Annotated in this window: 24 protein-coding genes; 6 read left to right on the top strand and 18 right to left on the bottom strand. The window is 42.9% G+C overall.

Annotated elements, in window-relative coordinates; all coding sequences use genetic code 11:
• Positions 1-33: 33 nt before the first annotated feature.
• The 3 genes from PNIG_RS07185 to PNIG_RS07175 all read right to left on the bottom strand — a co-directional run bounded on the left by PNIG_RS07185 (position 34) and on the right by PNIG_RS07175 (position 2,636).
• Positions 34-561: a hypothetical protein gene (locus tag PNIG_RS07185; protein ID WP_089368136.1), complete on the bottom strand. Its 528-nt coding sequence runs from the start codon at positions 559-561 to the stop codon at positions 34-36.
• 68 nt (positions 562-629) lie between these two features.
• Positions 630-1,658: a phage major capsid protein, P2 family gene (locus tag PNIG_RS07180; protein ID WP_089368135.1), complete on the bottom strand. Its 1,029-nt coding sequence runs from the start codon at positions 1,656-1,658 to the stop codon at positions 630-632.
• A 54-nt stretch (positions 1,659-1,712) separates the two neighbouring features.
• Entirely contained in the window at positions 1,713-2,636 is a 924-nt protein-coding gene (locus PNIG_RS07175) for a GPO family capsid scaffolding protein (RefSeq protein ID WP_089368134.1), read from the bottom strand.
• 194 nt (positions 2,637-2,830) lie between these two features.
• Between PNIG_RS07175 and PNIG_RS07170 the strand changes: the two genes are divergently transcribed.
• Together PNIG_RS07170 and PNIG_RS07165 are read left to right on the top strand one after the other, a co-directional pair.
• Positions 2,831-4,615, top strand: coding sequence for a terminase large subunit domain-containing protein (locus PNIG_RS07170; RefSeq protein WP_089368133.1), 1,785 nt, complete (start codon positions 2,831-2,833; stop codon positions 4,613-4,615).
• Positions 4,597-5,637, top strand: coding sequence for a phage portal protein (locus PNIG_RS07165; RefSeq protein ID WP_089368132.1), 1,041 nt, complete (start codon positions 4,597-4,599; stop codon positions 5,635-5,637). Before PNIG_RS07170 ends, PNIG_RS07165 begins: the two co-directional genes overlap by 19 nt.
• Here PNIG_RS07165 and PNIG_RS07160 read toward each other — a convergent pair.
• Positions 5,620-5,892, bottom strand: a complete 273-nt coding sequence (locus PNIG_RS07160) for a hypothetical protein (RefSeq protein WP_089368131.1) — start codon at positions 5,890-5,892, stop codon at positions 5,620-5,622. The genes PNIG_RS07165 and PNIG_RS07160 overlap by 18 nt on opposite strands.
• 142 nt (positions 5,893-6,034) lie before the next feature.
• On the opposite strand from PNIG_RS07160, the gene PNIG_RS07155 reads away from it, so the two are divergent.
• Positions 6,035-6,280 carry an ogr/Delta-like zinc finger family protein gene (locus tag PNIG_RS07155; RefSeq protein ID WP_089368130.1) on the top strand — a complete coding sequence of 82 codons (246 nt, stop codon included), beginning with the start codon at positions 6,035-6,037 and terminating at the stop codon, positions 6,278-6,280.
• 48 nt (positions 6,281-6,328) lie between these two features.
• On the opposite strand, the gene PNIG_RS07150 is transcribed toward PNIG_RS07155, so the two are convergent.
• From PNIG_RS07150 to PNIG_RS07100, 11 genes are all read right to left on the bottom strand, one after another.
• Positions 6,329-7,012, bottom strand: a complete 684-nt coding sequence (locus tag PNIG_RS07150) for a DNA adenine methylase (RefSeq protein WP_089368129.1) — start codon at positions 7,010-7,012, stop codon at positions 6,329-6,331.
• A 182-nt stretch (positions 7,013-7,194) separates the two neighbouring features.
• Positions 7,195-7,542: a hypothetical protein gene (locus PNIG_RS07145; RefSeq protein ID WP_089368128.1), complete on the bottom strand. Its 348-nt coding sequence runs from the start codon at positions 7,540-7,542 to the stop codon at positions 7,195-7,197.
• Between the two features lie 97 nt (positions 7,543-7,639).
• Positions 7,640-7,948 (bottom strand): hypothetical protein, encoded by a 309-nt coding sequence (locus PNIG_RS07140; protein ID WP_244181066.1) that lies wholly within the window; start codon positions 7,946-7,948, stop codon positions 7,640-7,642.
• 35 nt (positions 7,949-7,983) lie between these two features.
• Positions 7,984-8,268, bottom strand: a complete 285-nt coding sequence (locus PNIG_RS07135) for a hypothetical protein (protein WP_089368127.1) — start codon at positions 8,266-8,268, stop codon at positions 7,984-7,986.
• Positions 8,269-8,276: 8 nt separating this feature from the next.
• The gene (locus PNIG_RS07130) at positions 8,277-11,411 is read right to left on the bottom strand and encodes a replication endonuclease (protein WP_089368126.1); all 3,135 of its coding nucleotides are present in this window, start codon (positions 11,409-11,411) and stop codon (positions 8,277-8,279) included.
• 2 nt (positions 11,412-11,413) lie between these two features.
• Complete coding sequence (locus tag PNIG_RS07125; RefSeq protein ID WP_089368125.1) at positions 11,414-11,692, bottom strand: hypothetical protein; 279 nt, start codon at positions 11,690-11,692, stop codon at positions 11,414-11,416.
• Positions 11,693-11,725: 33 nt separating this feature from the next.
• Entirely contained in the window at positions 11,726-12,316 is a 591-nt protein-coding gene (locus PNIG_RS07120) for a class I SAM-dependent methyltransferase (RefSeq protein WP_089368124.1), read from the bottom strand.
• A 2-nt stretch (positions 12,317-12,318) separates the two neighbouring features.
• Positions 12,319-12,705 (bottom strand): hypothetical protein, encoded by a 387-nt coding sequence (locus PNIG_RS07115; protein ID WP_089368123.1) that lies wholly within the window; start codon positions 12,703-12,705, stop codon positions 12,319-12,321.
• A gap of 2 nt (positions 12,706-12,707) precedes the next feature.
• The gene (locus tag PNIG_RS07110; protein WP_089368122.1) at positions 12,708-12,980 is read right to left on the bottom strand and encodes a hypothetical protein; all 273 of its coding nucleotides are present in this window, start codon (positions 12,978-12,980) and stop codon (positions 12,708-12,710) included.
• Between the two features lie 10 nt (positions 12,981-12,990).
• The gene (locus tag PNIG_RS07105; protein WP_058373173.1) at positions 12,991-13,284 is read right to left on the bottom strand and encodes a helix-turn-helix transcriptional regulator; all 294 of its coding nucleotides are present in this window, start codon (positions 13,282-13,284) and stop codon (positions 12,991-12,993) included.
• Entirely contained in the window at positions 13,281-13,499 is a 219-nt protein-coding gene (locus PNIG_RS07100; protein ID WP_089368121.1) for a YdaS family helix-turn-helix protein, read from the bottom strand. The genes PNIG_RS07105 and PNIG_RS07100 overlap by 4 nt, the downstream gene beginning before the upstream one ends.
• Positions 13,500-13,649: 150 nt before the next feature.
• On the opposite strand from PNIG_RS07100, the gene PNIG_RS07095 reads away from it, so the two are divergent.
• Complete coding sequence (locus PNIG_RS07095; RefSeq protein WP_089368120.1) at positions 13,650-14,288, top strand: LexA family protein; 639 nt, start codon at positions 13,650-13,652, stop codon at positions 14,286-14,288.
• 49 nt (positions 14,289-14,337) lie between these two features.
• Here PNIG_RS07095 and PNIG_RS07090 read toward each other — a convergent pair whose 3' ends face one another.
• Positions 14,338-15,840 (bottom strand): WYL domain-containing protein, encoded by a 1,503-nt coding sequence (locus tag PNIG_RS07090; RefSeq protein ID WP_089368119.1) that lies wholly within the window; start codon positions 15,838-15,840, stop codon positions 14,338-14,340.
• A gap of 68 nt (positions 15,841-15,908) precedes the next feature.
• Positions 15,909-17,135, bottom strand: a complete 1,227-nt coding sequence (locus PNIG_RS07085; RefSeq protein ID WP_089368118.1) for a tyrosine-type recombinase/integrase — start codon at positions 17,133-17,135, stop codon at positions 15,909-15,911.
• Between the two features lie 138 nt (positions 17,136-17,273).
• On the opposite strand from PNIG_RS07085, the gene sbcB reads away from it, so the two are divergent.
• On the top strand, positions 17,274-18,725 hold the full coding sequence (gene sbcB / locus PNIG_RS07080; RefSeq protein WP_089368117.1) for an exodeoxyribonuclease I: 1,452 nt from the start codon (positions 17,274-17,276) through the stop codon (positions 18,723-18,725).
• Between the two features lie 232 nt (positions 18,726-18,957).
• On the opposite strand, the gene PNIG_RS07075 is transcribed toward sbcB, so the two are convergent.
• Positions 18,958-19,839 carry an NAD(P)-dependent oxidoreductase gene (locus PNIG_RS07075; protein WP_089368116.1) on the bottom strand — a complete coding sequence of 294 codons (882 nt, stop codon included), beginning with the start codon at positions 19,837-19,839 and terminating at the stop codon, positions 18,958-18,960.
• 118 nt (positions 19,840-19,957) lie between these two features.
• Here PNIG_RS07075 and PNIG_RS07070 point away from each other — a divergent pair, with 118 nt between their 5' ends.
• Entirely contained in the window at positions 19,958-20,452 is a 495-nt protein-coding gene (locus tag PNIG_RS07070; RefSeq protein ID WP_089368115.1) for a glutathione peroxidase, read from the top strand.
• Positions 20,453-20,485 lie beyond the last annotated feature (33 nt).

Genomic DNA, 20,485 nt, shown 5'->3' with positions numbered 1-20,485 from the left:
GGCTTGGGGCGTACTGCCCTTTGCCTGTTAGGCTTACTTTTTCGAGCTGTTTTTTTGCTTGGTTTTGCTCTTTGAATTGGAGGATTCTTGCGCCGCCGACGGCTTTTTTAGCTCTTCAACCGTGTCTTTTAAGTCGCTATTTGCGGCGTTAATATCGTCGGCTTGGTAGGCCAAATCGCTGGCGGCGTCGCTGGCTTTATCTGCGGCGCTTTCAATGTCGCCTGCCGCATTGCTTGCACTGTTAATGCTTTCGTTTAGCTCGTCGGTTGCATGTTCAACGTTTGAAACATCAATGTTTTCAATGCTGCCGCTTTCATCAAGTGTGACGTCTGCAACAGCGGTTTTATCTTCGCCTGGCGCTGCAGGATCAAAGCTCATGTTCACATTAAAAAAATGAATGTTTTGGTCAATGTATTGTTGCGCGGTTTCAATGGCTTTTGATTCGTCGCAGCCTAACAATGTTGCAAGTAACGCAAGCGCCGTTGTTGGCTTTACTTGCTGTTCACCTTGTTTGGCTTTTTCAGCTAGGCGGCGTTTTTTAAAATTTGCAATGGCACTCATGGCACTTACCTTTTATAAATGGGTTAATTGCTAGGCGGTTAACCTAGCAATGCATTTACCTGTCGCGCTTAAGCTGCTGGTGCGGCGCCAATTTTCATGTTGGCTTCGTCGATTGCTGCATACGCTTCAAACTCTTCAATTGCGTAGCCTTCGTTACGCCAGTACTTGTCTTCATACTGCTTGCGGTCTTCAACGTTTTCAGACTTACGGTGTGATGTGCCGCGCTGCGTATAAATATGCAAGTTGCTTAGCATAGTTACTACAATGCGTTTGCCCGGGAAGAACGGCGGCGTATATGCTCGCATGCCGCCAATGTTTTTATCCATTTGCTGAGCGGCCACACGTTCGCTTGGCTTGTCAGCCTGGTTCATTAGCTTTGTTTGCGCCGTGGCCGTTAAGTCGCTACCAACTAGCACTACTAGGCGCGGGTCGTTTCGCAGTGATGGGTGAATAAGCGTATTTTTAAGCTCGGTAACAATGGCATCTAACGTTTTGTATTCACCATCTTTAAGCGCTTCGGTTGCGTCTGGATTAAAGTAAATAGGGTCAGTTACTATTTGGTCGGCCGCTTCTTCTTTAACGATTTGATGCCAGCCTTTGTTTACATCTTCGCCCAATGGGTTTGCAACTGGGTCTGATGTAGCGGCGATTGATGTACCATTAAAACCAACGCGCAGCATGTCGAGTGCAAAGCGGTGCGTTGCGTTGTCGTTCATTTTTTTCATGAACTCATTTTGGTTGCCGGCATTACCCCATGCAGACAAAAGCGCCCATGGAAGCGCTGAACATGAATCGGTTTCTGTAAGCTGATATTTAAAGCCGCCAACGTCTTGACCCGATGTAAAACGCCCACCGGCTTTGCGACCTGTCGCGATACCGTAGTTACCTACTTTTACTACTTGGCCACTTAGCTGATCGACTGGCATAGTGCTGATCATGCGCAGGAACTCGACCGACTCTAAAAGCGCGGAACGTAGTTTGGTTTCCATTGGTGCTGTTACTGCAAACTGTTTAGTTACGTCTTCAACACCGAATGTTTTTGCTAGTTGCGTTGAGTATGTTTTTAAAAACCCAGCGGCTATTTGATTTAATTGCATGCGTTATCTCGCTCTGTTATGCATTAATAAAGGTAAACGTGGTTAAGCGTTTGGTTAAACCAGGTCTACGGTTTCGCCGCCTACTGGGTCGGGCTCTTGGCCGTTTTGCTCTTGGCTAAGGGCGTTAAATTTGGTTTGCATGCCGTCTACTTTTTTGCCAAAGCCGTCCATTTTTTCCATTAGCTGGCTAAATTGCTCAGCGGTTACGCCTGTTGCTGGCTTATCACCTTCTGGCTCTTCGGTTTTTGGCTCTTTGGCTGGCGTTTTTTCTTCGCCTTCTGGTTTGCTGAATTTAGTTTCAAGGTCAGTCACCTTGGCATCTAATCCTTCAACCTTGCCCATTAGGGCATCAAACTGTTCTTTGTTCATGGGTTCTTCCTCGGTGGTTGGCTCTTGATCTGCTTGCTGCTGATCGGTAGAAAATAAACTAAATAGTTGAGCAAATAGCCCTAGCGCTTTAGTTTGCTTGTCGGCTGGAATATCTTTAGCTGGTTCGCTATTGGTGGTAATAAAGTCACTGTGTGTTAGCGCTTCAAGTTGGCTATATTCGTGATCGGCTTCATTGTCACCAATAGAGAATTTTAGGCGGCTGGTGCCTGAACTGGCTGGCGAGTCGGTAACGGCAAGACCTTGTAGGTAGCAACGGCCTTCGCTTTTGTAGTCGGGGTTTGGCTCAATAGACATAAACAGCTTTTGGCCGTCTTTGTTGGCAGCTAGTAGGTAGTCGTTAGCGGTGATTTTTACAAGCAGGCGTAATTTACCGTCTTTTTTAGCGGCTTTTACTTCGTCAACTTGGCCCCAGTTTTTGCCCTCGGTTGGGCCCCAGCTTGAGCGGAAATGTTCTGGCCAAATAAGTGCTGTGTATTCGTCAACTGAATACGATGCGGCCATTTGATTAATCCATTCTTTTGAAATAATGCGACCGTCGACCGTTGCGCCTTCTGTTGCTGCAATTACCCAACCTGTTTGCTTTGCCATTAGTTTGCCGTGTGCGTTACTGAATATTTAAACGCAGCATAGCCATAAAAAAAGGCGTGTTCACCTAGTTAGCTTTTTGCAAATTCCTATATGGGGTTTTTAGGAAACGTGAGTATTTTTAAGCAGTTATAAGCTTGTTGTAAATGAATACACTGTACGCAGTTATCATTTTTATGAGCATATTGTAATACTAAATGGCCTACTCTTCTGAAATTCGCGAAGCCGCTAAGCGGCTTTATTTGCGCCACCACACGCCCGACGAAATACGCGCGGAACTGGCGTTACCAAACAACCGTGTAATTTACTATTGGGCCGATAAATACAATTGGCGCGATATGCTGCGCGAAGAAGACGTAGATGAAGCGATTGCACGGCGCATTTTAATACTTACCGATGTTAGCGATAAAACAGGCAACCAAATAAAAGAGCTCGACATGCTGATAGAAAAGCACGTTAAGCTTAAAAAACAACGCGTGCAGCAAGAAAAAGCAGCACAAGCCGAACAACCCCATGGCACCAACCAGCCAAGCAATAAAAATAATAAAAGCAGCGGTAGCGACAGTAAAAAAAGCAAAGGCCGTAAGCGTAAAAACGATGTTAGCCATTTAACTGAGGATGACTTTGGTACTTGGTTCGACTCGCTGTTTGAATACCAAAAAACGATGCACGACAACTTGCATCAACGCATTCGTAATATTTTAAAAAGCCGCCAAATTGGGGCAACTTACTATTTTGCGGGTGAAGCGTTTAAAGATGCGGTTTTAACGGGCGACCCACAAATATTTTTGTCGGCTAGCCGCTCACAAGCTGAGGTGTTTCGCAGTTATATAATTGCTATTGCGCATGAATTTTTTGAAATAGAGCTAACCGGTAACCCAATTACTTTGCACACTAAACATGGTGATGCTGAGCTGCGGTTTTTAAGTACAAATAGTAAAACGGCGCAAAGTTACCACGGCCATGTGTATGTAGATGAGTATTTTTGGATTGGTAAGTTTAACGAGCTAAACAAGCTTGCCAGTGCTATGGCCACGCACAAAAAGTGGCGTAAAACGTATTTTTCGACCCCTTCTACTAAAGCCCACCCTGCGTATACATTTTGGACTGGTGATCATTGGCGACAAGGCCGCGCTGAGCGCGAAGAAATTGAGTTCCCTACCTTTGTAGAATTACGCGATAACGGCAGGCTGTGCCCCGATAAACAATGGCGCTATGTAGTTACCATTGAAGATGCCTTGCGCGGTGGTTGTGAGCTGTTCGACATTGAAGAACTGCGCGACGAATACAACGCCGATGATTTTAATAACCTGTTTATGTGCATATTTGTGGACGATGCCGACAGTATATTTAAATTTAGCGACCTTGAAAAAGCCATGGTGGACGCCACCCGCTGGCAAGATCACAAACCCAATGCGGTACAGCCATTTGGTAACCGCGAGGTGTGGTTAGGTTACGACCCATCACGCACCCGCGATAACGCTGCATTAGTGGTGGTTGCCCCGCCCGAAAAAGCCGGTGAAAAATTTAGAATACTCGAAAAGCACTATTGGCGCGGTATGAACTTTTCGCACCACGTTAGCGAAATTCAAAAAATATATGCTAAATACCGCGTTACCTACATTGGTGTAGATACAACAGGCATTGGCGCGGGGGTGTTTGACTCTATAAGCACGTTATACCCGCGCGAAGCCACGGCTATACATTACAGCGTAAGCAGCAAAACCCGCTTAGTACTTAAAATGATTGACCTTATCGAGGGCGGCCGTTTGGAGTGGGACGCCCAACATAAAGACATTGCTATGAGCTGCCTTTCAATACGCCGCACCAGTACCGACTCGGGCGGTGCCATAACGTTTAAAGCGAGCCGCGATAACACCATAGGTCATGCAGACGTATTTTTTGCTATTAGCCACGCTGTTATTAACGAACCACTTAACCACGCACATAAGAGAAAATCACGATGGACAATGCAGAATTAAACCAAAACGCTGAGCAACTAACAGACCAGCCGCACGATCAGCAAGGTAAGCAAAATGCGCCCGTTGTGTTTGGCTTGCCCGAACAAGTTATGCCCGACATGTGGCTAACCGATTACGACTCACTTTTTTATAACGATATGGATAATTACTGGGAACCGCCAGTTGACCGGCATTTATTAGCTAACTTACCCCGCCGTAATGCGCAGCACGGTGGCATAGTGCACAGCCGTGCAAATATGGCTGCTGGGCGTTTTATGTCTGGCGGTATGAGTGCGCAGCAAGTACAGGCGGGGTTTTTAAATTTGGTGCAATTTGGCGATGTGGCAATTTTAAAAATACGCAATGGATTTGGGCAAGTTGTAAGGTTGTTTCCGCTGCCTAGTTACCGCACGCGTGTTGCTGGTGATGGCGGCGCGGTGGTGCTTGAGCGAAACAGCCAAGTTAAAAAATATAAAAAGCGCGACATTATTTGGGTTCGCCAGTACGACCCAGTGCAGCAAGTGTATGGTTTGGCCGATTACTTAGGCGGTTTGCAGGCTACTTTATTAAATGAAGACGCTACTTTGTTCCGCCGTAAATACTTTTTAAACGGTGCGCACATGGGTTTTATTATGTATGCGACCGACCCGAACTTAGACCCCGACGTTGAAGACGATATAAAAGAAAAAATACAAGACAGTAAGGGCGTGGGTAACTTTCGCTCGTTGTTTGTAAACATACCCAACGGTAAAGAAAAAGGCTTACAAATAATCCCCGTTGGTAATTTTGAAAGTAAAGACGAGTTTATGAACGTTAAAAACGTATCGGCGCAAGATATATTAAACGCCCACCGCTTTCCGCCGGGCTTGGCGGGGATTATTCCGGCTAACAATGCAGGCCTTGGCGACCCGACTAAATATGATGCCATGTATTTTAAAAACGAGACTAAACCGCTTATTAAATTAATGAGTGATGAAGTAGCAAGGGATCCTGAAATTGGCAGTAAGTTACAGCTAAATTTTGATTTAGAGCCCAGCGCGTAAAGCGTAAAACTTGCTATGCTGCGCATCGTGCGCTTTTATTTTTTCGACCTTCCCCGCTGTGGCCTCAAGACGCTTAAGTGCTCTTGTTAAGTTGGGGCTTTTTACGCCATTAAGTAACGCGGCATTTGTTTTACCAATGCCGCGAACTAAGTAATCGCTAAGCGCCGATTTTATATCTTCACTGGTACTTTTACCAAACGACAAAAGCATATCTAATCGCTCTTGGCTTTGTGACCCTTTAAACAAATATTGCATGCTAAAACCCTTAAATTACTTATCACTTAAGTGATAATTAATTTATTTTAGGTATATTGCTACTATTTGTAAATGCTTATTTGTTATGCATAAAAGCACTGTATATAATAACAGTGTACTTTATTAACGATTGGTGAATATTATGGCGCGGGTTACTTGTCCAAATTGCGAAGCTAAAGCTACGATTACATCGCGTGAAACGCAAAGCGCTCACGTAGTAAATTTATATTGTTCGTGTACTAATACTCGTGAATGCGGGGCGACGTTTCGTATTACCCAATCGTTCGATCACTTCTTAAACCCTCCGGTACAAAGCACGCAACAATTAGCAGCGGCGCTTATTAAAAGCCTACCTCGCGAACAGCAATTAGAGCTGGTTGGCCTTTAATTTTTACTTTATTGCACGCATTAAAAAGCCCGTATTAAACGGGCTTTTTCATTCAACTGATAATAGTGCGGCGAGTATTGTTTGCCGTTCGCCTGGCGGTAACGCTTCAAAGTTTTTTGCCCAACGCTCGGCTTTTCGCTTAATACGTTGCCTGTCTGTAAAGTTCTCACCTGCAAACGTGTGGTAATGCACATCGCCTGGCTTATAGTTCAGCCAAATAGTTTCGGTACGAACGCCGCCGCGTGTCATGGATTGAAAGTCTTTGCGCCACCAATCTTTTAGCATTTCGTTATATAGCGGATTGCTGTAACCGGATATTATAATTTTAACTTTATCAGGGTTATGCTTTTTTGCTGCTGTTAATAAGCGCTGGTGATCGGCCTCTGTCATTTCGTGTTCATAACGTGCATTACTGGTGCGGGTTTCTGGCATGTATGGCGGATCAAGATAAAGCTGGGTTTTGCAAAATGGTTTAAAACTCTCTAAATACTCGATTGCACACCCGCATATTTTATTTTCTGGTACCACATAGTTAAACTTGTCTAGCATGGTTTGTGATTTATCAATTACCACGTTGTATTTAGCCGGCGCTTTCTTTTTAAATATAACGCCAGTACCTAAAAACAATTCGCCGTAAAGTTCATGCGGGGCCATTACGTTAATAATTGCTTGGTAAACACCACTTCCACCTTTAGCGCCTAAGTAACTTTCGTGTTCAGATTGGTTTGTCATTTTTTATTCCTTAGCTGCTTGCATAGCTAAATTTATCTATTGTGGCCAACACAGTTAAATTTAACTATGCGACTAGGTGTTAACTTTAATTCTGGTACCACATAGTTATATTTGGCTGTACTCGATTGATAGTACTTCATAGCTAAAAACAACTGTGCTGCAGTTGTTTTTAGCTTTTTTATTTACTGGCGCTGTTGGCCGTATTGTTGTGGTGCCGGATTTTGGGGCGCGTATTGCTGCTGATCATACTGCGGCGCTGGCTGGCTTTGGTATTGCGGCGGCGCGTAACCTTGGCTTTGTTGGTTTTCGCTTTCCCAAAATATATATAGTTTTAACGGGCCTTGTTGATTAATTGGCATCGTGTCGAGTTCTATTTCAATACTGTCGCTGCCGCCTTGGTTGCTGCTCGGCCATTTAGTGGCTCGGCCTAAAGTGGCGTAACGGTTTTTGGTTTCATTGCCTTGCTGGTATTTTTCGGCAATACAAGCAACACGGCCTTTATCTAGTGGTTTGTTATTTTGTGGGTGCATAGTGCGTTTCCTTTTTGTTTAATGTTTTATTTAATGATTTGTGTTTTACAACTGAGTGGTACACCCAGTTGCGACGTTTAACGTTTGGTTTCATTGATCACCATAATTCGCTTAATTCTTTTTCTAACTGCATTTGCATTAAGCGCTCTTCTAGCAGCTCGCGTTTTGACTTGCTGCGCTGCTGGTATTGCGGGCGCGGTTCTTGGTTTTCGTGGTGCGGCATTTTAGCCGGTGCGCTTACTGCTTTTGGTGAAACAATTCTCGCTTTTTTAGTGCTTGGCTTTGCTGTTGTTTTTATTTGCCCTGTGCGAAATTTATATTCTTTTCGCTCGCAACCGCAGCCCTGGACATGACCTAAATTATCTTTGCGTACTACGCGAGTAGTGCCGCATACGCATTTACACATAAAATGCTGCACCCCTCGATTGCGGCGGTCTTCGTTTAATACTGTCCAATTATTGAAAACGTCACCCGCTGTTTTGGTTGTGGTCTGTTAGTTACTGTAAATACATTGGCGTTAGGTTCTTGCTGATAACCGGTGCAAATTTCGGTAGCAAATACGCTGTTATTATTTTTTCCGCATTGGCCGTATTGGGTTTTTGGCTTTGGCTTATCGAATTTTGTAACAAACGGGCTATGCTGATCACCTGCAAAACCCTTTGGGCAAAATGCCTGGCAACTAATGCATGCCTTTGGCATTAATACTTTTGAAATTTGAATAGTCATATTTTCTCCTACGCCATTAAGTCTAGTGCCCACCAATCATTACTGCTGATTGATGTGGCTTCGCCTGCTAGAACTAATCTAGCTAAATCTAAGTCGCCGATAATGTCGGCCGTGTGTTTATTAAATTGGGTATTTGATGGGGTGTTACGCCCGTCAAGCTCTGCATACATGTGCGCTAGGTCGTAAAGCTCGCGAGCGTATGCAAAATGTTTTTCGGTTGGGGTTGGTTTAATAGCCGATTTTGGCGCTTGCATGTTTAGTTGCTCAAAGCTGTGTAGCTCGCGCTCTTGCATGTAGTAAACACGGTTGCCGCTGATCACGTTGCCGCCTTGGTTTAGCTCTTTTATTTGCGCAGGGCTAAAGTCGCTAAGCTTGTTTTTACATTTAGCGGCGGTTTGCTCGTTAGTTGGGGCGTGTTTTTGCGCTTCGCTGTTGGCTATATAGTCAATAGCGTGTTGGCGATGCTCTTTTTGCTGCGCCGCTTCATCCAGTACCACTAAATGGCCGTCTTCAATTAAGTAAATATGGCCGTTATTTCTAACCCGCTTACCCGCTAACAGATCCTTTTTAACGTTAATGATCTCTTTTGAAGTAAAACCGATCATATTTAGCAATAATGCGTCTGTATGCCCTACTGAGTAAGGCGTACGATTATTCCCACTAGTCCAAGGTAGGTCAGCTGCGCTGACGTTGTTGGCATCCTGCCCACCAATAACGGCGGTGTTTTCTGCTGCTGCTGTGCCTATAGCTTGCTTAGACCAGGTATGAACGCGAGTAACAAGCGTGCAAAGGCCAAAGGTGTCTTCAACGCCCTTTAGAGTTTTAGTAAATTCTGCGTATTGATTGCCGTACTCGGTATGCTGATAAGCGGGCTTAAAGCGCGCATCGCGGCCAATGCCAAAGCCACCCATTAGCGCAACAAAGGTTTTAAAGTCGCCCTTGTCGGCCGCTTGGCGTATTTGCTCTAACTGCTCGTTACCTTGCACCTCTTCGCGCACTCGGCGCAGTTCGCGCCAAATGGTAATAGATGGCGACTTTTGAAACTGAAATTGCCTAATGCCCCATGTGCTAGCCCATGCTTTAACCGGGTTAACTGCTTGGGTTAGTTTTTCTCCTGTCTCTGCGTCGTACTCGTTTGCCAATGCAAAACCATCAATATTCTTACTTACGTACTTAGCAACATAAGCCGCTGCGCCGCCTGTTTTTTTACCATCTTTGCCAATTTGCGCAGGTAGCATTTTTATAGCGGTATAGCGTGGGCTGCTCGGAAAGTAGTTTTTAACCGGTGCACGGGTGTACACCTTTTTAGATTTATTTAAACCCCAAATACGGCGCGCCTTTGTGTAGCGTGCGCGTAATGCTTTGCGGTTTTTAAAGCGCTGAAAAAACACCTCGCGGTCTTCGCGGGTAAAATAACGGCGCAATAAATGATTAACTTGGTCGTAGTAACGCGCTGGCATCCACAAAAGCATGTGCCAGTGTGTGCAACCGTCGGCGTGCGGTTCTGCTACCCGTATACCAAAATACGGTATTTCAAGGCGGTCTAATTTAGCGCGCGCTTGCGAATACAGCTTATTTAAATACAGGCTAGCGTCTTTTGGGGTTGACCCATCCCACGTAGGCGAGTTTGCATGAAAACGGCTAGGCGCAGTAATGTTATAAAAACCGCCCGTATAACCCATTTCGTCGGCTAATTCTTCGGTTTCGCGAATGCGTAGCATTAACTCGTTACGCATGTTTTCGGGGTTGGCAACGCCTGCCTCAACCGCTTTCATTAGCGATATAACATCGCTTTGCTCGTTTACTAATTCTAAGCTTTCTAGGTAACGTTTGCCGCGCTCTTGGTTGGTGGTGTATTCGGCCACTGCTTGTTTTGAGCAATAGGCGCTAATACCGCGGCGCTCTGTTTTTTTATTACCTTTTTTATCTGTGCTATTAAATAAATCGCGGCCCACTTCGCCCGTTGCAATTTCTAGGTGCTCTAGGTAGCGGCTGCGAATAGTTTTAAGCTTGCGCGACCACCATTTGTGGCACTGCGCTTTTAAAAGGTCTACTTCGGCATCCGGCACGGTTAAGTAAACGCCCTTAACTGCATATTTAAGTTGGATACTAAATTGACCTGCAAACTCGTTTACTTTTTCGTGTATGTCGGTTGCATCCCATGTTGGCTGCTCTTTTTTTAGGTCAGATATCATTTCAGCCGTTTGCATAGCCAGCACATTGCCGTGCTTTTTGGTTTTATCGGCATTGGCTAAAATGTGCCATGGCAATGGCATATTGCTAACAATTTGCTCAAGTATTTTTAGGCGTGGTTGTAGTGTTGTAATTGTGCGGCGCAACCAGTCGTTTGCGGTAATTTGCTTGCGCACTTCGGCTACTGTAATTACTTGCTTTTTATTCGCTGTTTTTTTATCGCTAAAGTCGTAGTTTTTACGGCTCGCAATTATTAGCCTTTCGTTGTATTGCTCTTGCGTTTCGCCTTTGGCTTTGCCCGTATTTTTAATGTGGGTGTATTTATCAATATAACGCTTAGCAACACGCATTTGTAACGGCTTGGGCACGCCAGCTAGGCACTTATAAACATAAGCAACCTGCTCTGCATCATCAATAGCAGCAATAACCGACATGGCAGATTTAGTAACCTGATCGCCATCCGCTTGTTGTAAATTCTTTGCTGCTACAGGTTGGGGCTTTTTTACGTCGCGCTGCTTTTGTGCAAACTCCATGTTTTTTGCAGTTTGGCGCACAAAGCTAGCTTGTATGCTTGGCGCGCGCTTGCTTTCTACAATGTCTTTAACAATGTAATTATGAATGTTGTTGTTATGCACTTTTTTAAGCGCGGCTTTTGCAGGCACGCTTATTTTTAAGTTGGTTACGTCAATGCGGTGCTCTGCATTTTTAAGCACATTATAAAGCCAAATGTGGGCTTGCTCACTTGGGTTTATAGGCTCGTCTTTATACCAGGCGTTGCTAGGCGGGGTAATTTTGGCAAGGTATTGCTTAGCCATTTTATATTGGCTGTACGCAGTAAAACGGCCAAGGCCGCTTATTAAAAAATTTCTGTGTTCAATGTCGTCAACGGCTTTAACCATGGTTAAAACCGCTGTTACAACATCAAAGCTTACAATGGGCCACATGCTCATTGTTACAGCTCTATTTCCATTGGCTCACCGCCAATTTGTGCTGCACTTAACGCAATGCTCATTTGGCTGTAAACGCTTTCAAAATTAACGTCGTCGTCTGCAATCATTTTTACGATAGGCAGCAAGTCGGTTAACGTGTCTTCGCACTGCATTAGCATGCCAATAGTGCTGCGCTTGTTTAAATTGCGAATTGCAAAGTTAACTTGCTCAATAGCGTGTAAAACAATATTAAGTAGTAATTGCTTATTTTTAGATACAGCTTGGTCTTTGATAGCGTTCATTTTTTAGTGTCCTTGGGGGTGTTGTTATTGGCGTTAAATTACAAAAAGCTCAGGGGCTAGCTCGTAGCCTTTGCAAAATACAAAGTGAGCGTATTCGGTTGAATCGGTTTTACTTGGTTTTTGTGGGTCAAAGCCTGGGCGCTTGCTATGCACATACACCGCGGCTAACGGCAGTTTTTGCCACATTGGCTTACGCTTCTGGCTACCTAGCCAATTTAAGCGTTGCAGCATAATTACCAAACCGCCGTCTTCAACCATTTCAAGTGCGTGCTCGGCAAACGCTTGCGCTTGGAAGAATGGTGGGTTGGTGATGATCATGTCGTATTTGCGTGATTCATAACTAGGGACGTTTAAAAAGTTAACGCCTGTTAAGTTAGCGCGTGAGTCTTCACGTATATCCCAGCTTTCAACTCTAAAACCCTCTTGCTCTAATACCGTTGGGTAGCTCATTGGGTATTTTTCACAACCGCCGGCGCTTGGGTCGAGAACGCGTGGATAATTTTCAGGATCAAAGCGAAAGCAATTACTTTCACTAAACGCTGCTAAAAAATCTTCAATTAACCAATGCGGTGTTATGTAGTAGTCGTCGGCATTGCGTACCGTTCCGCGATTTAATGAACTCATTGTTACGCCTTAGTAATGGTTAAATGTGAATAGTTGATATTGGCTTCAACGCGCGGTGCATGTTGCACAAACTTAGCGGGGGCCATGGCGTTAGCGTCGGTAAATGCTTTTACTAATTGCTCCATTTGCAAAATAGCCTTGTGAATTTTTAGGCGAGTATCTGCATCAAAATTAGCAAAGCCGCTTTCTAAATGGTGTCGCTTTAGGCCCGCCGCAAAACATACTAATGTGCGCTCTTGCTCGCTTAGCACTTTGGTATACACGTATTCTGGCGTGTGGCGCTCACTGCCCATTAATGCTTTTATTTCGGCCAAGCCTTTTGGTACGTGGCGGCCTTCAACTGCTTTTAATGGTGCTGGGTTTGGGTAGTTAATAGCTGTGTTTGCCATGATTAATTAACTCCTTGCTGGCTACGGGTTGCTGCATTTAGGTAATTAGTTGCTTGTGTTTTTAACCAGTAAACGGCTTTTTGTATTGTTTGGTACTCGTCGCCATTGCAATAAACCGGCAAGTCAAAATCACCAACGCGCGCTTGAAATACTGGGTCAAAACCAAATATGGCTTTGCGGGTAGTAATTTTGCAGCTCAATAAATAGCGGCATTGCTCTGCTAATGTTTTAAAGCTGCTTAACGTTTCACGACTAAATACTTGGTATGTGCTCATTGCCCTGCTCCTAGTTATTCACGTTTTGTTGGTACTTGGTTCTAAATGCTATTAGCTCGTTTATGCGGTAGTAGTTGCTTTTGCCAAATTGCACCGGTTTTGGAAACCCAGCCATTTTATTGAGTTTCCAAAACTTGGCATGGGCACAGCCTAAAACTTCCATGGCTTCTGCGCTGTTTACTAAGCGGTCTTTTTGCTCTTCAAGCTCAGCGCGCAATTGGTTGTTTTCTTGCAGTAGTGCAAACAACATTGCTTTTGCGTCTGGGTGAATATCGAGCATAATTATTTGCTGTTCGTTGCTCATGCTGCGCTCTCCTTGTCGGTTTTAACGTGGTCGGCTAGTAACTCATCTACTGTTACTTGGCCGTTTGTTAGCTCTGAAATACGGGTAATGTATTTCGCTGGGGCTTGGCAATGGCGATTAAGCCAGTACCAGATAATGTTTTGTTTTGTGTTTAATAACTTGGCGGCTTTTGTCTGACCACCAATTATTTCTATCGCTCTTTCTACGGCGCTCATATTTCCTCCAAGCTCTATTTATCAAGTAAACCGATAATAGACATCAGTTAAACCGATGTCAATATCGATTTAACTGATTAGACAAAATAATATAAAAAGCAGATAATCAGCTTTTATCACTTTAAGCGATTTTACATTAGGAATTTACAAATGGATTTAGGTAAAAGAGTAGAAAAAAAACGTGTTCAGTTAGGGATGACGCAAGCGCAATTAGGTCTAATGGCGGGCTTAGCACAAAACTCTATTCACAATATTGAATCTGGAGAAACAAAACGCCCTCGTAAAATAGACGCCCTCGCGGAAGCTCTAAACTGCACTCCAGAATACTTACTGTTTGGTATTGGTGAAACTCAAGACGGTGAAAAGAGTATCAATAGCAATGTTTCATTAGGGCCTACGCTTAAAGCGGCTGTGCCATTAATAAGCTGGGTACAAGCGGGGGCATGGTCTGAAATAAGTGAAATAAAAGAATATGATGCAGACCGTTATTTATGCCCTGTAAAGTGCAGCGATCAAACATTTGCGCTAAAAGTTCATGGCGTGAGTATGGAGCCTAAGTTTTACGAAGGTGATTTAATATTTGTAGACCCAGAGGCTGAGTGCGTTCACGGTTCATACGTAGTAGCGCGTTTAGATGACAACAACGAAGCCACCTTCAAGCAGCTAATAATTGAAAGCGGCCAAAAGTTTTTAAAAGCCGCTAACCCTAACTGGCCTGAGCAACTAATACCGATAAACGGCAATTGCACGTTGGTGGGTAAAATAATATTTGCTGGTAAGTCGTTTTAGTTTGCTAAATTACAGGCACAAAAAAGCCCACTAAGTGCGGGCTGTTTGTTTAGCTGCCAATAAAAGCTGCAATTAGTATGAGGATTAAACCAAATATATTTGCTGATTTTTGGGTTAAGTTTGAGCTAATTGCGCCTTTTTCTTCTGCCATTTTTTTATTTTTAGCGTTTAATTTATTTAATATTGGCGGGATCACTAAAAATATTGCGAAAAAGCACATCATCCCAGCAAAAAACTCTTTGTTTTCAAAGTTTGAGCCTGCACCTCCAATTGCCGCTAAACCTAATAACCACCCAACAATGACGCTGCTTTTACTTGGCTTTTGCGGTGCTTGGTTGTTTGTTGGGCTTTGCTTTTGATTGTTGTTGAATAAACTGCTTTTTTCTTTATTTTGGGCGTTCGCTTTTTGAATAACCGACTTTGCTAATGGGTTTTCGTTGCTGTGATTATTTAATCCTTCTAACTGTTGTTTTATTAGTTGCTCTACGCTTATTAGCTCACCGGTTTCTACTATGGCTATGTCTTTTTCTATTCTATCGGCTCTGAATGTGCGCGTTGCGTTAGCAAGGTAGCAAAAACCATAAAAGTAAGTTAGTCCGTTTTCGAACATTATTGCGTCAAGCCTTAACTCTCTTCTTGTCGCTTCGTTTTCTTGGTTGGTATATTCAAAAGCAATTTTTATTGCTGGCTTTAGTGTGTGCTTTGTTTTGGCATCAATCCATGATTCTTGGTTGTTTATTGGCGCACCCAAGCTGTTGCTATTTTCAATATTTTTTATTTCTTGTGATACCAGTTTCCCTAAATGTGTTTTGTTGTTGTAAGGGTTTATATGCTCCCACACTGCCTTAATATACATTTTAGGGTAGTCAAATGATTTAAGTGCTTGCTGAATGTCATTAATGTAAGTATCTACAGCCCATTTAAGAGATTCTTTTAGCTCTGCCATTGGCTTAATTGAAACTTGTAAATGCACTATTTCTGTGTTGATTTTTTCCGACTGCTTAAGTGCTACCTTGGTTAACTCGTTTACTAGTGGCTCTTTTTTTTGGTCTGCATTAATTTCTAGCTCTTCGGCAAGCTGCCTAAGCGCATTTACTTTGTTTTTCTTTAGCATTACTTTCCACTGTGCAGCAGTAAAGCTTTTACTAAATTGAAATAAACCGGTGCTAATAAGCTCTTCTGCATCTATATCGCTTACTAAACTCCAATCATTTTTAAAAGTTACCCCTCCATCTTCTAGATCAATTACGTAATCTAGCAACTCTGCCCAGTAAGTGCTTAACCACTTTTTATCTCCTAGCCAGTTGCCTTTGTTTTTCTGTATTGCTTCTTCAAATGTTTCTAAGTCAACATCGTATATCGTTGAGTCATCATAGTAATAACCATAACCGGTAATGAATTCATCAATTGTTCTTGGCTTATGCTCTTTTATTTCATCTTGAAAGTCCGCTTGATCGCTTTCATCTTTAATGCTGATGAACTTACCTTTTGCAGTAGGTAATTTTTTAGCAGTAAAGTTGCCTTTTTCATTTTGAAAATATGTGTAATCCACAATAATTCCTTTTAATTTTATTTAGTAAACAGGTTAAGTTTTCGTTCAGACTTTAACAACCTGTGTATTTATACAGGCAATGCTTTGGCTAATTCTACTTTTATCGAGTTTTCGATTAGCTGGCAATATAACTCGTACCCTTCGGCCTGCTCTTTTATCCAATCGTGTTTATTATAAATTGCCATTACTCCGCGCATTGTGTGGCCTAGCATTTTTTCGGTTACGTGTGGTGCTATGCCGTTTTCACTGAGCAATGTTGATATTGAGCGGCGGGCGTCGTGTGGTAAAAACTTGGGTGTTTTGTACTTAGTAAATAGGTGATCCCACATTCTGCAGCAATAACGGTTTATGCTGTGGGTGGTTACTGGTTTGCGCGGGTTATTGCCTGGTATTAAATAGCCGCTTTTGCCGTAAACCATGGCGAGTGTATTTAATATGCTGTGCATTTTTTTAGATATTGGCCTGCGTATGGCTTGGTTTGTTTTTGAGTTTTCGGGCGGTACTGTCCAAATGTTGTTATCAAAGTCGAAATGCTCCCACTTGGCCAAGCGAACTTCTGATTGCCTAGCACCTGTTATATAAATTAATTGCAAACATGCTTTGGTTGCTGGTGTGGCTTTTGAGCTTTCTATTTGTATCCACAGTTTTGCTATTTCATCAAAGCGCATTACGCGCTGGCCTATTGTTGCTTGTTCGCCTACGTCGTTTACGTTTAAGGTTAGTACTGGATTAAATGGTTTTGCTTCACCGCGTTTTTCTGCCCAGCCTATTATTGATTTTATGCGCACTAATATTGTGCCGGCTGTTTTAGCGCTACCCTGTTCTTTTACTTTATCAAAATAGGTAAACCAGTCTTTTATGGTCATTAGGTCGAGTGGCATTGCTTCGTCATTTAAAAGCGGCACTATCCATTTGCCCACTTGGTTTGCGTATAAAGTTTGGGTTTTTTCTTTTAGGTCGGGTACTTTTTTATTTAACCAATCGGTTGCCACTTTTGCCATTGTTGGTAAACCTTTGGCTTGGTTGCGCATAAGCTTTAGTTCGATTCGTGGGTCTTTATCTTGGCTTAGCCAGTTTTGAAGTAGTGGTATGTAGTCTTGCGCTTCTTTTATGCTTAGCCCCGGATAACGGCCAAGCGATATTATTACTTGTTTGTTATCCACGCGACAACGATACTGCCAAGTGATTGTGCCTTTGGCTGATACTCTTACACTTAAACTGTCTCTATGCGATAATACGCACGGTGTTTGATTTTTATCTAGCAGCTTTCTTAATTTGGTGTCACTGATTGCCATTTAATATTTTATACACAGTTAGCAAAAAAATTATACACAATAATATACACACAATGCGCAGATTACAACACACACAAAGATACAACAACAAACTAAAGCGCACTAAAAACCCGCATTATAAAAGGGCTAAGAGACAGAATGAGCGAACCAACATACCACGAAATACAACCTACAATATACTGGCACGACTACGAGACTTGGGGGGCTAGTCCGCAAAAGGATAAGCCGAGCCAGTTTGCGGGTGTTCGTACCGATCTTGATTTGAATATTATTGGTGAGCCGCTTATTGAATACTGTAAACCGCAGGCGGATTACTTGCCGCATCCTGAGGCGTGTTTAATTACCGGCATTACGCCACAAGTGGCGATGAAAAAAGGCTTGGTTGAGGCTGAATTTATAGCAAAAATTCATGCACAATTTAGTGTGCCAAATACCTGTGTTGCCGGTTATAACAGTATTCGCTTTGATGACGAAGTAAGCCGTTATAGCTTTTATCGTAACTTTTACGATCCGTACGAGCGCGAATACAAAAACAACAACAGCCGTTGGGATATTATTGATTTAGTGCGTGCTTGTTATGCACTGCGCCCAGAGGGCATTGAATGGCCGTTAAAAGAAGACGGTAGCCCAAGCTTTAAGTTAGAGCATTTAACCGTTGCCAACGGTATTGAACACGCTGCGGCGCACGATGCACTAAGCGATGTAACCGCTACTATTGCACTGGCTAAACTAATAAAAGACAAGCAGCCGAAGCTGTATAACTTCTTTTTTAGTTTACGTGGTAAAAAAGCCTTAGCTGAGTTGGTTGATGTATTTAACATGACCCCGCTCGTACATACCAGCTCACGCATTCCAGCAACGCAAGGCTGTACTAGCTGGGTTGCACCTATGAGCTTTCATCCGGTAAATAAAAATGCCGTAATTTGTTTTGATTTAACTCAAAGCCCACAAGTACTTATTGATTTAAGTGTTGAGCAATTACGTAAACGTTTATATACCAAGCGTATTGATTTAGCTGAAGACGAATTACCCGTAGGCTTAAAACTAGTGCATTTAAACAAGTGCCCTATTTTAGCACCTGCTAAAACGTTATTACCTGAAAATGCAGCGCGTTTAGGCATTGACCGCGAGCAATGTTTAAAAAACTTGGCGGTGTTAAAAGCCAATAGCGAGTTGCGCGATAAAGTAACTGAGGTGTTTAACGAACAAGGCGATTACAGCGCAACAACTAACGTTGACTATTTACTTTACGATGGGTTTACTAGCCATGCAGATAAAGCTAAATTTGCGATTATTCGCGATGCAAAACCCGAAGACTTAGCCGATTTAAAACTCGATTTTGAAAATAAAAAGTTTAATACTTTATTGTTTAGATACCGCGCTCGTAACTGGCCGCAAACGCTTAACCAGCAAGAGCTGGATCAATGGCGTCAGTATTGTCAAAACAAGTTAATGCACGGGGAAGATCAACCCTCAATTAACGCTCAAGACTTTATGATCACACTTGAGAATTTAGCCCATGAGCACGACGACAGTGAAAAAAACCTAACCATTTTAAAAGCCTTATATAACTACGCACAAAGCATGTAGCTTGCTTTAAGTTTATTGGTACAACGCATACAAAAACGCGACGCTTTATAACTAAAGCGTCGCGTTTTTTGTTTTAAGTAAATGAGAAGACATAAAACCAACAATGATCTTTTTAGATCTATCACTTCCTCTAAAAGCGCAGCGCCTCTTAACCTCTTGGTGAATAAATCACTTTACGGGCTTTGCACATCACGCAAGCTTGGCGTCTACAACGATATACTCAAGGTAAACGTTATTTTTTATGCTGTGCTTCAATGCGTGCAAGTAAGCTTGATGTATCGTAGCGGCCACCGCCTAATGCTTGCACGTCGGCGTAGTACCCATCTACTGTGGCTGTCATTGCTAGCGTTGCGCCGTTATTTTTAGCCTCATTAAGCGCTATGCCTAAGTCTTTACGCATCCAATCAACTGCAAAACCAAAGTCGTATTCCCCTGCCCACATGGTTTTGTAACGGTTTTCCATTTGCCACGAACCGGCTGCGCCTTTAGAAATAGTTTCTATTACTTTTTCACCATCAAGCCCTGCTTGCTTTGCAAAATGTAAGCCTTCGGCTAAGCCCTGTACTGCACCCGCAATACAAATTTGATTAACCATTTTACATAATTGCCCTGAGCCTACGCCACCTAACAATTGGCTAAAACGACTAAATGCCGTCATAACAGGCTGCACTTTGGCAAATACAGCTTCGCTGCCACCAGCCATTACCGTAAGCACGCCATTTTCGGCGCCAGCTTGGCCTCCCGATACTGGCGCGTCAGTAAAGTCGACTTTTAATAACGCTGCTTTTGCTGCCACTTCGCGTGCCACTGTTGCTGAAGTAGTGGTATGATCGACCAAAATACTGCCCGCTTTAATACCGGCTAATACTCCATTTTCGCCATATACTACCGAGCGTAAATCGTCGTCGTTACCCACACACATAAATACAATGTCGGCATCGTTTACAGCTTCGCGTGGAGTAGCTGCAAAGCTGCCGCTAAATTCGTTAGCCCACTTTTGAGCTTTAGCTTGAGTACGGTTATAAACGCACACACTGTGCCCTGCTTTTGCTAAATGCCCCGCCATTGGGTAACCCATTACGCCTAAACCTATAAATGCTACTTTCATTGACATAAAAATGACCTATTAAACTGATAACTTAAAAACCATGCCTGATTATGTCAATCGGTTGATAAAAAAGCGAATGAAGTCTTTATAAAGTTTATTTAATAGGAATTTAAGTAGGTGATCTATGGATAGTATTTATCAATTTAATGCAGAATGCTGTAACAAGGCGCTTTTTTCTTTTAAGCAGTTAAAAGGCAAAACGCTACTTATTGTAAATATTGCCAGTGAATGTCATTTTTCGGCGCAGTTAACCGCTTTAGAAAAACTGTATCAGCAGTATAAAAACAGTGGATTTACCATTTTAGCGTTTCCGTGCAATCAATTTGGCCAAAAGGAGCCGCTTGATAATTTAGCCATTAACAGCTTTTATCAAGCGCAATTTAATACTACATTTGAAATATTTGCTAAAGTAATGGTAAACGGCCCAGAAGCTCACCCCTTGTTTAATTACTTAAAACTGCACACCAGAGGTATTTCGCAAGGACGAGTAATAAAGTGGAACTTCACTAAATTTTTAATTAATTCGCAAGGCCAACTTGTTTCTCGTTATGCGCCGCGCACCAAGCCAGAAACATTAAAGCAGGCAATTGAAAATCAGTTATTGCTAACAGCTAGATAACAAAGCAAAACGAGAGCAAAAGCTCCCGTTTTA

The organism is Pseudoalteromonas nigrifaciens (genome assembly GCF_002221505.1).
Classification (GTDB): Bacteria; Pseudomonadota; Gammaproteobacteria; order Enterobacterales; family Alteromonadaceae; genus Pseudoalteromonas; species Pseudoalteromonas nigrifaciens.
This window is presented reverse-complemented; position numbering and strand designations above follow the sequence as displayed.